This is a genomic window from Thermopirellula anaerolimosa (genome assembly GCF_054657335.1).
Genome location: NZ_BAAHYX010000004.1, coordinates 470,606 through 484,651 on the forward strand (window position 1 = coordinate 470,606; position 14,046 = coordinate 484,651).

Genomic DNA, 14,046 nt, shown 5'->3' on the forward strand with positions numbered 1-14,046 from the left:
CGGTCACGGCGGGCCGAAATCCAACCGCCCGCTGCTATCTTTCGCAGGCCGACGGGTCCATCCAAAAAATGCTCGCGACGGCACGCTTCGACCTGCGAACTCACACCCTGTTCATTCTACGCCAATCCGCGCAACTTTCGGATCAGCCATTCTCCGGTCAGAAGCCCAAACAGAAGCACAAGGATTGCCGGTTGGTTCCACAGCGTGACGGGAGGCAACCGCTCCACGGCGACGGAGCGACCGGGCGGGAGAGCTCGGCTCAATTGCGAGAGTTGCCACGGACGAAAAAAAGCTCCCCCCGTCATCTTCGCCGCCTCTTTCATACCGACAAAATCCGGTTCCGGTTCTTCCATCTCCCGGCGCGGCGGTTCGACCTCGAAGTTCACCGTCGGCGGCGACTCGGGAACGATCGGAGCGGCGATCCATGCACGATAACTGCCCGGCAAAAGGTCCTCCGCCCTCCCCTCGAAAACATGTCCGACCAACCCGCGACGTTCCAGACGCAATTGCGATCGCGCGGATCCGTCGCGTTCCAAAAACACCGTCACCGAATCCTCGGGAATCGGCGTCCCTTCGGCAGGCCGAAAAACCGCTCGCAAGATTACCGGCTCACCCGGGCGATAGGTCCTCTGGTTGCTTTCCAGCGTCGTTTTTCGCTCGCGCTCCAATTTCCCTCGCGCCAAGAACCTTAGAGTTTGAATCCAATACCGACTGAACAAGGGTTGCCCGCCGCGGTACCGCCAGCGCCAGGTCTCGTCGATCGCATGGAACAGCACCTTACCGGCGCCCGCGTATTGGAACACGATGAGCGGAACAGGGTCTCCGTTCCAGCGGCGATCCGATCCGTGGACGGCCAACGCTCGAGCGCCCGGCTTGAGGTCGCCGACCGAAGCGTACCAATACAAGTCGGGCAAAGACTCCCAAATCGCCGCGTTCCGTCGCGGGTCCAGAGCCAACTGCATGCCGGGACTCCCCAAGCCTATTTCGGTCGGAACGACGCGCGTCACGCCGGCCCGACCCGCCGGATCCGGCGTTCGATCCTGGTCGTTCTCAAACGGCAAGATCGCAGCCAAGGGCGTCGCCCGAAAGGCCGCCGGCATGAATTGCTCTCCGGCGATGAAGAGCACCGCGCCGGACTTCGCGGAATCGCGAACGAACTCCGCGATGTCGTCCAATGTGGAACGGGGAAACCACGCCGGATCGACGTCGCCCAGCATGATCACGTCGTAACGCCAAAGCTCGTCGCGACGCATCGGCACGCCCGGCAACACGTTCTTCGCGTCCGCGGCGTATTCCGGATCCGCCGACTGCAAGACGCAATCCAACGACACGCTCGGTTCGCGAAGCAAGAGATTGCGAAGATAGCGGTATTCGAATCGGGGCTTTCCCTCGATGTACAGGACGCGGATCGGCTCATCCAGCACATGAATCGACCGGCGCAGCACATTGTTCTCCTCTCTCAATTCGCCGGTTTGAACGGGAACTTCCAACCGCACGTTTTGCGTGCCCACGCGATCCGCCTGAAATGCCAGTCGCACGCTCTCGGCAAATGAGTCTCCCTTTATCATCACTACGGTAGAGGCCAAAGTTGAATTCGTCGTAGCATCCACGATACGAATCGGCAGCGTCCGGTTCGCGTAACCCTCGGCGACGATACGCACGTCGGCAAACACGATATCGTGCAGAAAGACGGTATCGTCCATCCGCAGATCGGTCAACCGAACGTCGCGATGGCTCCCGGCACCGCCCAATCCAATGAAGAACAGCGGCGTTCCCCGACGTCGCAATTCCGCCGCCGTCTCCTTCCAATCCGGTCCTTCGTTGCAAACACCGTCGGAGAGCACGACCACCGCAGCGGGCGGCGACCCGCGAAGAGTATCCAACGCCGTGAGCACGGCCTCTCCCAGAGGCGACGTTTCTCGAACGGCCTGCGATTCCTTCAACCATCCACCCGTTTCGCCGGGGCTCCATTCGAAACCGCGACCGCCGTCCAAGAAAAAGGCGCGGACCCGATACTCGCGACTCCACCGCGCCACCGACTCCGGCGGATTCAACAAGATTTGCCGGAGGACCTCGAATCGCACGGGATTCTTCGGCAGTCCGGCGAAATCGCGATTCAGCAATTTCCCCTCCGCCTCAGGATATTGATCTTGAAGCGTCATGCTGGCCGAGTCGTCGCAGACCAGCGCCAAGACGGGCAATCCGGTCCGCTCGATCGTGAGAACCCATTGCCCGAGCATGGCCAACACGACCGCCACCGCCGCCAAACGGAGGGCGATTAGCCCCGCCCGCAGCCCGGGCGAAATCTCACCCTCCTCTCGGCGGTAGAGCCGAATCACGAGAATTATTAACACAACAATCGCCGTGACGGTGACCCACATCGGCCACGGCCAATGCGCATGGAGTTTGACCGCCACTCCTTCGCCGGGCGCGGCCCCCACCCCCATCCACCGTTGTAGCCAGTATGGTACGTCCATTCGCGACGATGCTCTTTGTCACCGGTCTGCCCGGTTTCATCCCGACCTGACGGCCAACATCATTTCCAACACCAATAGCACCAAGGCCAGTTGCAGCAACCACTGCGCGGCGCGGTTGTAACCGGCAGTCGCTTCGCCGGGGGGTTGAGACCGATCCGCGTCTCCCCGCATCTCCACCGGCACGCCGGGCAAAACTCGATTCGAAAATTCCTCGGGCAGCCAACCGTCCGGATCGCTCTCTTCTACGGGCGGATTGACGGCGAACGCGCAGGCCGTCGGCCCATCCACAATGTTGGAAGGCCGCAAATCGGCACGATAAAAGCCTGCCCGTTGCGTGTCGTCAAAACTCCACCGCAACACCTCTCCTTCCATCACCGCGGCGCGTCGAATGCGTCGACCGTCCGGAGCAACGATTTCGACGTCCATCGATCCCGAGAGGCGTTTCAAATCGCGTACTTCGCCGATCGAATCCCCGACCGCCACATTCCGTTGCTCACGTCGAGGCTCCAAGAGATATTCCAACGTCTCTTGAATCATCGGGACGTAATCGGCCCAAATGGGAAACGCCGTCCAGGTCGTGTCCGCCGTCGTCGCCGCCAGGATGACGCGACCGAAGCCGATGGTCTCCGTCAGAATGAGCGGGTCGCCGTTGTCCAAAGCCAAAGCCGACTGGGCATTCGAAGCCGCGGTCTTCTCCAAGCGAAAATAGGCGCTCACCGGCGCCGTCAACAATCCGACCGACTCCCGCCCTTGAAACGCCCGCAAGAGAGGATGCCGATAACCCAGCGGGTCGAGCGCTACGGAATCGCGCCGTATGATCGGGCCCAGACGCGCGGGCAGAAGTCGGCGTCGACCGCCCTGCCCCGCCGCGAGGACCCGATTGTAATTTTCCGCGCGAACGCGCTCTCCGAGAAAGAAAGCCAGTCCGCCGCCCCGATTGACGAAGGCGGCTAACCTTGCCGCCTCCGATTCGGTAAACTCGGCGACGTCACAGAAGAACACGGCATCAAACGGCGTCAGGTCGATGTCGTCGAATGCTCCCTCGCCCTCCGTCCGGACGGCCACGCGTCGAAATCCTTCTTCGTCGCCCGGCTGGAGCGCGAGTCGCAAGTAGTCGGAGGCCCCTTGAAACGGTACATTCGACGGTCGACCGTCGACACACAGAACCCGCACCGCCGGACGCACGGGCAGCACGAATCGCCGCGTGTCATCGCCTTTCAAAGCATCGGGCGCAATCCTCACCTCAATCTCATGATCGCCCGGACTATCGAATCGATAGGTCAGCATCGCCTCCCGACGTCTTTCGCCGTTCCAAGGCAGGGTGGATTCCCGGACCAACTTCCCGTCAACGAACCACTGGACGGCAACATCCGTCGCGCGACTCGGACCGTAGCGACGCATGACCGCTCGCCATGCGGCCTCCTCGCCCACCGTCATGGCACCCGACTCCAGTTGCAAGTCCGCCACCGCCACGTTCTCTTGCCACCCGCCCGAGGCGACGGGCACAACCACAAGGCGTGCCGTTTCCGACAGCAGATTTGCCTCGCGTTGCAGTGCGGCGGCGCTGGAAGAGGTCGTGCCCACCGCTGCGGGCCAAGACGCCCGTTGCAGATCGGTGATCAGCACGACTTCCGCCCGAACCGGTCGCGGCAAATCCTGCTGCGCCGCCGAGATCAGCTCACGGCTCCGCGCCAGAGCCTGCCCCCAATCGACGCGACCATCCGTTGGTTGCAATCGCTGTATTTCCTCCCGGAAAGCCTGCCGGTCGAAAATCGGTCCGGCAAGGGCCGGATCGGGAACCCGCCCTGCGAGGATCAGAGAAAACAAGTCTCCCGGCGCCGCTGATTCCAATAGTCGCATCACCTCGGCTTTGGCGGTCTCAAAACGCGTCGTTCCCCCTTCTTCCGCCGACATCGATAAAGAGGCATCGATGACGAAGACTCGATGGGTGGGCGATGTCGCTGCGACTCCGGCGGGCAGCCCCCTCCACACCGGTTCCGCCGCCGCCCCGACCAATAGGACGATGAGGGCCACTCTCGCCAACAGCAGAAGCAATTCTTGCAGCAAAAGCCTCCACCGTCGGGGTCGATAGGCGGCAAGCAGGAATTCCATCGCCGCCCAATCCGTTTCGCGATGCCGCCGACGACTCCACAAGTGGATCAGCACGGGAACGACCGCCGCCGCCATCCACCCCAAGAGGGCGGGCTGCAAGAAGCCGATCGCCAAAAGATAAGGTTCCCACATGCTGATCATTCAACCGAAAATCAATGGCGAATCAGGCATCCGATTACCTCGTCATTCCATTTCGGACCATTCATCCGCGGCATTGCGACCTTTCCGCAAACTTCTTTCGACGGTCTTCTAGCCGCGACCTCGCCCGGACCTCCTTAGCAGATACTGCGTCAGCACCCGGTCCAGCGGCCAATCCGTGCGAACCAGAAGATAATCCGTATTGAGACCGCGGCACGTCGCCCGCATCCGACTTAAGAACCGCCCGAACTCGCGCAGATAGGCCTGTCGCAAAGACCGGGGGTCGGCCAATTTCTTCGGAAAGCCTTCCAGCCCGCGGAAGCGGATCGGTTCCCGGAACGAAAACTCCATCTCTTGCGGATCCAGGATTTGCACCACGATCACATCGTGTCGGCGATGTCGAAGATGTCGCAGTCCGATCGAAACGTCGTCGAGCGGCGCGAAAAAGTCGCTCATCACCACGATCAGGCCGCGACGTCGGTAGCGTTCCGCGGTCTCGTGAAGGACGTGCCCCAAACCCGTCCGCCCGCCGGGAGAAGCGGCCTCCAATGCCTGCACCACATCCTTGAACCTGCCCGCACCCGCGTCAGGGCGCAGCACCGTTCGCGTCTGCTCGCCGAAGACCGTCAAACCCACGCGATCCTGCCGATGCAGCACCAGATACGCCAAGGCCGCGGCGGTGCACTGGGCGCACTCCCATTTGCTCCAGGACGCACGATCGCTGCGATAGCGCATGCTCTCGCTGGCGTCCACCAACAAGCCGCACGTCAAATCGGTCTCTTCTTCAAACCGCTTGAGGTAGAACTTGTCCGTTCGCCCGAAGACCTTCCAGTCGAGGTAACGCAGATCGTCACCCGGCGAATACTCACGATGTTCGGCGAATTCGACGGAGAAACCGTGGTACGGACTGCGATGCCGACCGGCGACGTAGCCCTCCACGATCGCTTTTGCCCGCAGCGCCAAGCCTTCAAGCCGTGCCGGCAGTCGAGGATCCAAAAACTTTGGGAAGTATTCCACGGGCGGTCAATTCTTCATCCGGCAAGGAAATCGTATCCAGGAGGCGGCGAATCAAATCGTCGGCACGGACGCCCTCCACTTCCGCGCTGAAATTGAGAATCACCCGATGTCGGAGGACGGGAAAGGCGACGGTACGGATGTCCTCCACGGTGGGGTGGGTACGTCCCTGAATCCCCGCCCGTGCCTTGGCCGCCAACACCAAGTATTGGCCCGCTCGCGGCCCGGCACCCCATACCACAAAGTCGCGTACGAATTTCGGCGCGGTCTCGACTGCCGGGCGTGTGGCTCGGACCAATTGCAGGGCGTAGCGGACGACGTGATCCGGCGCGGGAATCCGCCGCACGAGACGCTGCATGGCAAGAATCTCCTCGCCGCCCAAGACCGGCGTGACCTGCGGTTCCACGTCCACCGTCGTCCGGCGAATGACTTCCAGCTCGGCCTCATCGTCCGGATAGTCCACTAAGATGTGAAACATGAACCGGTCGAGCTGCGCCTCCGGCAAGGGATACGTGCCTTCCTGTTCAATGGGGTTTTGCGTGGCCAAGACGTAGAACGGTTGCTCCAACGGGTGTCGCCGCCCGCCCACCGTAACCTGATACTCTTGCATCGCCTCCAATAGCGCGGCCTGCGTCTTCGGCGGCGTACGATTGATTTCATCGGCAAGGATGATATTCGCGAACAACGGGCCCGGAACGAACCGCAGTTCCCGCGTGCCCGCTTGCTTATCCTCCTGGATGATTTCCGTTCCCGTGATGTCCGAAGGCATCAGGTCGGGCGTGAACTGGATGCGATTGAATTTCAACGAGAGCGCGCCGGCGAGCGTGCGAATCATCAGCGTCTTGGCGAGGCCGGGCACCCCAACCAGAAGACAGTGCCCCCGCGCAAACAGGGCCATTAACAGTTCGTCGATGACGTTCTGCTGACCGACGATCACTTGCCCCAACTGCGTCTTCAATCGGGCGGCAGCCTCCGCCAATCGCCGCAGACCTTCGGTATCATCCATTTTGTTTTCCAAGATTCACGAGTGCGCGGGCCGTCATAGAGGATTGGGTGGGGCGAAATGATACGCGATTTCTTTTCGCCCCCCGCGAGGACTCCGCCGCAAGCACGCGGGACTTTCACCGGGGCTTGCCGAAGTCTCTCATCTATAAGCCGTCGCGCCCTTTTCGCTCATTCTCCGAGTCGATGCTCCGCGCTGTCAACCAATCACATTTTACACGATCGCGTCCGTGCCGCGGTTCACGGTGTCCGCGTCTTCACGACCGGCGTCAACGGGGCGGAAAAATCCGGCTTTCGGTTCCGAGAAAACCACTCCTCCAAAAGCAACCGCCGCCGAGTCGGCTCCACCGTGCGATTGCGGTCGTTGCGATCCGGACCGTGCTCGACGCTCCAGCCATCCCATTCGCGAAATGCATGATAGGCCCAATCCCAACCGTACTCTTCGAACAAGTCGATGCAGTCTCGCAAATACCGATAAGCGCTCTCATCCGGCGCCCAGCGAATAGCACTGAATTCTCCGATGTAGATATGGACGCCGTAATCGCGCTGATACCGAATCACGGGGTCGAGTATCTGCCGCAGCGTCTCCTTGTCGTAGTATTTTCCGTTGATTTCGCCCGGGTACAGCAAACCAACCCGAGAGTCGTACACTCCTTGATGCGTGAAGGCGTGCGGCTGATACATATGGACGCTGTAGACGATTCCCGGCACGTCCAGCGGCTCAAACCAATCCAGCCCCTCGGGGCTTCCCCAGGGTCCCGGTTCGACGATGATGGCGTGACAGGGATCGATCTCACGCACGCGTCGCGCCGTCGCCTCAGCCAATTCGCGCCAAGTCATCAGCCCCTCCGCAACTGCTCCCTCGACCGGTTCGTTCACCAAGTCGTAGCCCCACACGGCAGGATGCTCACGATACCGTGCCGCGATTTCCTCCCAAATCTGTAAGAAGGCCTCCTGGAACTCTTTCTCGTGGAACATACGGCATTCGGAGGCCGCATTGCGTCCGCCCGGCGGCGTGTGGATGTCGATGACCGCTAGAATCCCTGCTCGGCGACAGGCCTCCAACCCCTCATCCAGACGCTGCAAGGCCGACTCCAACCAACGGCGGTATTCCGCGACTCCGACGCTATCCGCAGGACTGCGGGGAAATCCTCCCCAAATCAACTGCCATCGGACGTGGTTGGCCCCCCAATCGCGTCCGAATTCCAACAGATCATCGTCCGTAACATGCGGCCCGATCATCGCCCCGCGAAGTCGCGGCAAGGCGTGCCCTTTGTAAACGACATCCCCCGGAGGTTGCGACGGCGCCGATCGCTGTCGACCGATGATGCGTATCCGCACGTCATCGAACCACACCTGTCCCGTGACGGCCTCCAGACCCAGAATTAGGGTAACGCTTTGGGCGCTTTCCGGGATGACGGCGACGTTTTCATGATTCCTCCACCCCCACCCGCCGCCCGGCAGGTTACGCTGCGGCCAGATCGTGCCGGCCGGCGTGTCGATTTTCAACATGCATTTCACGCCGTTGTAGGGTTGCGGCGGTTCGGCGATGTCGGCGGCCTTGATCCGTGCCGAGACCCGAACGCGTGTTCCCCTCAATTGCTCCACGGGCAAGTTCAACAGCACGCTCCGCGAACCCCGACCGGATTCCGGCGGAATCGCCACATGCAAGCACCACCCCTGTTCAGAATCGCGAACCAAAGCGAGCCCCTCGCCCCGCTTGGGCACCCACGGATCAGGCAAATCCGCGACGCGTTCCCCAGCGGCGGGCGCCGCCGGTTCAAAATCGGTCGAAAAGACCTCCGCCCGCTCCTCCGCATGCACATTCGGCCCCGGCAGGCACCATGCGGAGATTCCGGCCATCAACAACAAACCCCAGCGAAACACAGAGACGGCTTTCACGTTCTTGACTCCTAAGAGCTTTGTCGTTGTTTCCCTACCGCGAACTCGCACCGGTTGAAGCTACCCGCTCGTTCCCGGCTCTTTCGCAATCCTTGCGACCTTTTTTGACGGTTTCACTGCCTCGCCTCCCCGCATTTCATGGTTGGGAGGAACTTGGCTTCACAGCGTCTCGCGCGGCGTCCTCGTGCGTCATCTCCGTCTCAAATGCGGCTATTTCGGCGGCACCGACAACAAAGAGCGTCTTGCCGCAAAAAGCCAAGTTTCCACCCTTCAAACCCCACGGTTCCAAGGACACGACTCTAAGGGGACGACCGGCGGATGCATCGAAGACATAAATCGCGTCTTCGGTCGGCCAGTAAACGCGATTGCCGGCGATCAAACCCCGCCCGAAACCCGTCGGCTCTTTGCCGTCCGGCCAAACAAGGCTGACGGTGCCGGCATTGGGCCCCATCGTGTCCAGCAAGTATAACCGATCTCCGGAGGCAACCAAGCGATTGCCCGTCACGCCCAAAAGATAGACGACGCCCTCCAATTCGGCCCGGCTTTGCCACAAAATCTGCCCATTGGCGGCATCCAGGGCAAAGACGTACCGACTATCTCGCGGCGCCAGATACAGGACGCCGTTGTGATAAAGACACGGAGACGGAGATCGAAAACGAAAGATTTCGTTTCGACTCAAATCTCCCCGGGAAACTCGCGGATAGGTCGTCAACCACCGGAAGCTTCCCGTGTCCGCCGACACCGCCGCCACGCAACCCAAGTTGGTACCGACGTACACAGTGTCGCCGTGAAGGGTCGGCAAAAGATGCTCCATTTCGTAAAGCAGGCCCCGGCCCGGCGAGTCCGCAGCGCAGAGGAATCTCCGCCAACGCCCCTCTCCCCGATCCGCGGAATAGCAAGCCAGAAAGACTTGAGACGGGATGTCGGAACGCCGCAGAAGCACGTAAACGTTACCGTCGCGGACCGTCGGAGGACCTTCAAAGGCCCACTCGCGGTCGGGCGGCGCCGTTTTCCAAAGCAGGCGTCCTTGGCCGGCGATGTCCACGCACACCAGGAAGTTTTCGGGCACTTCACCCCCGGCTAGGGTCGGGGCAACCGTGACCGGTTGCCCCATACGGGCGAACAATCGTCCGTCGGCAATCGTGCAAGAGAATCGGGCCGCTCCCAAAGTGTTGTAGGGCAAGCCTTCCGCAAGGCTGGGTTCCGCGAATTCGACGACCACCGGCCCATCCAGGCCCCACAGCGGTTGCCCGGTTCGAACGTCCCAAGCCAAAATCCGCTGGGAAGTGGTTACCCACACGTAATCGCCAACGACCGACGCAAAATAACTCAACGGAGCGTCCGCAGGTTCCGTACCCAGCCGCATACCCGTCGGCTGAATCCACGCATTCATGGTACTGACGGGCGGGGACGGCAGACCGGCACGCCACTTCGGCCGAAGGATCTCGAATGCGCGCGGCAATACCTTGGAACGCGCGTCGTTGCCGCCAAAGGTGGGCCACTCGGCAGAGACCGGCGGAAGCGGTTGGGCACGGACCTCCTGCAACAATTCCCTCAGGACCGTCGCGTACGTCGTTTCGCGTCCCCCGAATCGCCCCGACGCGCTCCCAAACTTCGACGCAAAGTCTTGCAATTCACGCTCCGCGCGCGAGATGTCTCCCTCCAATATGGAGGCCAAGACCAGTCGAGCCAGGACCGCCGGCTTTTCGAAAGAGCAGTCCGGCACCCCCCACCACGATTCGCCCGGCGACGGGAGGAGGCGCAGCCAATGGCTCCGCGCTGCGGCGGGATCGCCGTCTTGAATCGCCCATTCCCCCAGCAACCACAAGGCGTCGTCGGCCCAGCTGCTGGCGGCGCCCGATTCGACCAAGCGCGTCAACTTCGCGCTGTCGTGTTCCGCGGCGGCCTGCCGATACCACATCTCGAACGTACCATCGGAAGACCGGCGGTATTCCTGGAGAGCTTGGGCGGGTAATCGGGAAAGCAAAGCCTGACCGTATTGCCGCAGCGGGATGTATCGCGGTGAGACCGTCGGCATGTCGTGCGTGACCGGCACCAACTTATCCTCGGCACCCTCGATCAAACGCAAGAGACTGGACAAGGCGTCTGAGTCCCGCCCCGCGGCAAGGGCTTCTTCGGCCTGCCGCAGTCGTCCGCGCAGCGTGCTGTCGATCTCGTCCACGCGGGGCTTGCCCGTCAATTCATAGATCGGCCCCACCGACGGAATCACCGCTTGCCCATGTGCGGACGGCACGCCCAGCAAAGCCAGGACGCAAAGCCAGACCGCCCAGGCGGGCCAGCAAACACCCTTGCATGACGAACCAACGGTTCGACACCGCGTACCGACGCGGGGCAAACCGCCGAGTCGAACGGTCGCGCGACCAAGAGACGTCCGAATCAAGCACCGGTTCAAGAGCTTACCACCCATTCTTGCCCTTTTGTCCCTGATGATTGCGACCGTCCCCCATCACAGCTACACATAAAACCGGCAATGGCTCACGAACAAGCGGTGACCGCTTCACAAAAGGCTCGCAAATTCTCGGAAGTCACCCCCGGCGGCGTTCCGCCTCCCGCGGACCAAATCAACCGTCGTCGATCCGTCAGGGATGCCTTCGCCGCATCCACCGCCCGAGCGACATCCTCCGGCGTCCCTCCCGCTAAGACATCCCGCGGCGGGATGTTGCCCACAAGAACCACGTCTTCGCCGGCCAAGGCACGGATCTCGGCCAGACCGTGCTCGTGCGAGAAATTGAAGGCATTGAAGCCGATTTGCCCCGCGTATTTGGCCGTAATCAGGCCGTGGGCGTCGTTATGCAGCATTCTCACCGGCACGTCCAAGGCCCCGAACACTTGCCTCATGAAAGGACAGGCGAACGTTTCGAAGTCTTTCGGCCCGACAAAGCCGATCAAGTCGTCCAGAACCAGGACGCCCTCGATGCTGGGAAAGCATTCCTTTTGATAGCGGAGCCAATCCACAATGAATCGGCTGACCTTGTCCAGCAGTCGCAGGGCTCGCTCAGGCTCCGATCTTAACCCCAACAAAAACTCCGTTTGCCCCAAAAGGTAGGAAGCGATATTCATCGGCCCGCGGCTAACCGCAAAACGAATGCGATGGCCGGACGCCTCCATGCGAGCCTGGCAATGCTTCAGTCGCTTGATGACAAGCGGCAACAGCCCATCCGTTCGGCAATTGGGCACTGTGATGCGGTCGGCTTCCGGCCAACTGAGCAAGACCCGTTCAGCGTGCGGAAAGTCATTTTCGTGGAAACGGCATCTCACCCCGAAAGCGGATGGCTCCGTACACATCCCATATTCCGCCCAGAACCCCGGCAGGAACCAGACGTGGGGAAACTCCTGCATCACCTTCAAATTGGCGGCCAGCCAAGTCTCGTCGTCCGTCAGATACTCCAGAATGGTGGTACCGAACCAACCGGGAAGCCACGGGCAATCGATAATCAGACCGACCGGTTCCGGCACGATCGATTCGCCCCGAAACAGTCGCAACATTGCGTCCCACTGATCGTCGCGCATGAGGTTCCCTTTTCAGCCAAGGCACCCGGCGGACTCGAAAAAAGCTGCTTCCCATTTATCCTCGCCCGATAACGTCGCCGACAAACTTTCTTTGCCCGCGAACCGCCCGTCCGACGTCGCCTTCAGACTCATCCTAATCCTTCGGCTGAACGTTGCCAAACCGCACCCGGCAGCCATTTGTTGCAAAAGGTACGACTACGCGCCTCCTCCCTTCGTGGATCTCAACCTCTCGATCCGAATCGCGACCCACTCAAAGGACACCGCCCGATTTGGCGGATCGGCCCACTTGGTCGGGTAGCGCGAACGCCGCTCGCCGAGTGTAGATTGGAAAAAGAGACCAACCAATCTGCGCGAAAATCCGTATGGATGGTATCCGTAAGACATTGCCGGGCCCTTGCCACTCCGCCTACGCCGATATGGACCTTCACGAGCCTGTTTCGCCGCCCGATGCGTCCGCGGATCACGCTTCCGCGCCGAGCGCGCGGCGTATCAGCCCGACCGATACTCGCGGATGGACGCGCCGCGGATATTTGCGGGCGTCTCTAGCGTCCGCCGCGAGCGTGGCGCCCCAACTCGGTTTTCGTCTGGGCATGTCGCTGCTCGGCTGTATCGGCGGCCTTTGGGCCTTCTTGTGCGTACGGTTTTCCGTGCCGAATACGGCCTCTCGCGATCACCTGCGTTTTCGAGCAGGCCGCCTTGCCGAATTCACCGAGGAAGGCGTGGACGCACGATTTCGCGACAGTCACGGCGTTTGGCTGGTTTGCGTGCGTGTGTCGGGAAGGCGAAGACTGATGGCCTACCGAGCGACGTGCACACACCTCGGATGTTTGACCCTTTGGTCCGCGGCGGACGGAGAGTTTCACTGTCCGTGTCACGGCAGCGCGTTCAATTTGGCCGGGGTCAACCTCCGCGGTCCCGCCCCGCGTCCGCTCGATCTCTGCGCAATCCGGACCACCGGCGACGGATACGTGGAAATCGACGCATCTCGCGTGTTTCGCCGCGAGTCCGCTCAAGCGATCCCTCCCGCCGCCTACGTCTTGCTCTGAACACCTTATGCGACTGATTCAACGCATTCGACGATCGCAGCTTTACCGCAGCGTGGTGCGGCATCCCGCCCCCAGGGATCGCCGAAACCGCACCGCCGTGGTCCTGACGAACCTCGTCTTGCACCTCCATCCGGTGGCGATCTCGCGGCACGCCGTGCGCGTCGGCTATACCTGGTGTCTGGGCGGCATCGCCTTCTTCCTCATGCTGGTGGAGACGATTACCGGCGTCCTACTAATGCTTTACTATCGCCCTACCGCGACGCACGCCTACCGTGACATGCTGGAGTTGCGAGACGTCGTTTCGTTCGGAATGATCCGCGAAATCCACCGCTGGGGCGCCCATGCGATGGTGATTATCGTGATGCTGCACATGCTGCGCGTCTTTCTGACCGGCAGTTACCGACCCCCGCGGGAATTCAATTGGGTCGTCGGCGTCATGTTGCTTTTGCTAACGCTCTTTCTCGCTTTCACCGGATACCTGTTGCCGTGGGACCAACTCTCCATGTGGGCGGTAACGGTGGGCACCAACATGGCGGGGGCCGCCCCCTTCATCGGGCACGAAGGTCCCGGTTCCGCATGGATCACCGCCGGCGGCGAACCGCTTATCACATCGCAGACGGACATCCGATACCTGCTGCTGGGAGCAACCGGTGTTACGGAAGAGACGCTCAACCGCTTTTACGTACTTCACTGCATCGCGTTACCCCTGGCCGTGTTCGCCCTTTGCGCCCTGCATTTTTGGCGTGTGCGAAAGGATGGCGGCATCAGCGGCCCGTTGTAGCAGTCCACTTGATCGGCGATAATCCCGCAGCGTCAATACTGCC

General features: G+C 61.4%; 9 protein-coding genes. 2 read left to right on the forward strand and 7 right to left on the reverse strand.

The genetic code is table 11. The features are described from left to right. Nucleotides 1-116: 116 nt before the first annotated feature. The 7 genes from ACYQ6J_RS02440 to ACYQ6J_RS02470 form a co-directional block, all read right to left on the reverse strand. Nucleotides 117-2,477, reverse strand: coding sequence for a hypothetical protein (locus ACYQ6J_RS02440; RefSeq protein WP_460182604.1), 2,361 nt, complete (start codon nucleotides 2,475-2,477; stop codon nucleotides 117-119). Nucleotides 2,478-2,513: 36 nt separating this feature from the next. Next, nucleotides 2,514-4,721 carry a VWA domain-containing protein gene (locus ACYQ6J_RS02445; RefSeq protein ID WP_460182605.1) on the reverse strand — a complete coding sequence of 736 codons (2,208 nt, stop codon included), beginning with the start codon at nucleotides 4,719-4,721 and terminating at the stop codon, nucleotides 2,514-2,516. A 117-nt stretch (nucleotides 4,722-4,838) separates the two neighbouring features. Continuing rightward, the gene (locus ACYQ6J_RS02450) at nucleotides 4,839-5,744 is read right to left on the reverse strand and encodes a DUF58 domain-containing protein (RefSeq protein ID WP_460182606.1); all 906 of its coding nucleotides are present in this window, start codon (nucleotides 5,742-5,744) and stop codon (nucleotides 4,839-4,841) included. Beyond that, nucleotides 5,695-6,747: an AAA family ATPase gene (locus ACYQ6J_RS02455; RefSeq protein ID WP_460182607.1), complete on the reverse strand. Its 1,053-nt coding sequence runs from the start codon at nucleotides 6,745-6,747 to the stop codon at nucleotides 5,695-5,697. The genes ACYQ6J_RS02450 and ACYQ6J_RS02455 overlap by 50 nt, the downstream gene beginning before the upstream one ends. Before the next feature lie 236 nt (nucleotides 6,748-6,983). Next, nucleotides 6,984-8,645, reverse strand: a complete 1,662-nt coding sequence (locus tag ACYQ6J_RS02460) for a glycoside hydrolase family 5 protein (RefSeq protein WP_460182608.1) — start codon at nucleotides 8,643-8,645, stop codon at nucleotides 6,984-6,986. A 136-nt stretch (nucleotides 8,646-8,781) separates the two neighbouring features. After that, nucleotides 8,782-10,899, reverse strand: a complete 2,118-nt coding sequence (locus tag ACYQ6J_RS02465) for an outer membrane protein assembly factor BamB family protein (RefSeq protein WP_460182609.1) — start codon at nucleotides 10,897-10,899, stop codon at nucleotides 8,782-8,784. 242 nt (nucleotides 10,900-11,141) lie between these two features. Then, nucleotides 11,142-12,176 carry a uroporphyrinogen decarboxylase family protein gene (locus ACYQ6J_RS02470; protein WP_460182610.1) on the reverse strand — a complete coding sequence of 345 codons (1,035 nt, stop codon included), beginning with the start codon at nucleotides 12,174-12,176 and terminating at the stop codon, nucleotides 11,142-11,144. Nucleotides 12,177-12,538: 362 nt separating this feature from the next. On the opposite strand from ACYQ6J_RS02470, the gene ACYQ6J_RS02475 reads away from it, so the two are divergent. Together ACYQ6J_RS02475 and ACYQ6J_RS02480 are read left to right on the forward strand one after the other, a co-directional pair. Next, complete coding sequence (locus ACYQ6J_RS02475; protein ID WP_460182611.1) at nucleotides 12,539-13,222, forward strand: QcrA and Rieske domain-containing protein; 684 nt, start codon at nucleotides 12,539-12,541, stop codon at nucleotides 13,220-13,222. A gap of 7 nt (nucleotides 13,223-13,229) precedes the next feature. Further along, entirely contained in the window at nucleotides 13,230-14,003 is a 774-nt protein-coding gene (locus tag ACYQ6J_RS02480; protein ID WP_460182612.1) for a cytochrome b N-terminal domain-containing protein, read from the forward strand. Nucleotides 14,004-14,046 lie beyond the last annotated feature (43 nt).

Coding starts and splice junctions, on each gene's coding strand:
- ACYQ6J_RS02440 (WP_460182604.1), bottom strand. CDS start 2,477: ATGGACGTACCATACTGGCTACAACGGTGGATGGGGGTGGGGGCCGCG.
- ACYQ6J_RS02470 (WP_460182610.1), bottom strand. CDS start 12,176: ATGCGCGACGATCAGTGGGACGCAATGTTGCGACTGTTTCGGGGCGAA.
- ACYQ6J_RS02455 (WP_460182607.1), bottom strand. CDS start 6,747: ATGGATGATACCGAAGGTCTGCGGCGATTGGCGGAGGCTGCCGCCCGA.
- ACYQ6J_RS02475 (WP_460182611.1), top strand. CDS start 12,539: ATGGATGGTATCCGTAAGACATTGCCGGGCCCTTGCCACTCCGCCTAC.
- ACYQ6J_RS02480 (WP_460182612.1), top strand. CDS start 13,230: ATGCGACTGATTCAACGCATTCGACGATCGCAGCTTTACCGCAGCGTG.
- ACYQ6J_RS02445 (WP_460182605.1), bottom strand. CDS start 4,721: ATGTGGGAACCTTATCTTTTGGCGATCGGCTTCTTGCAGCCCGCCCTC.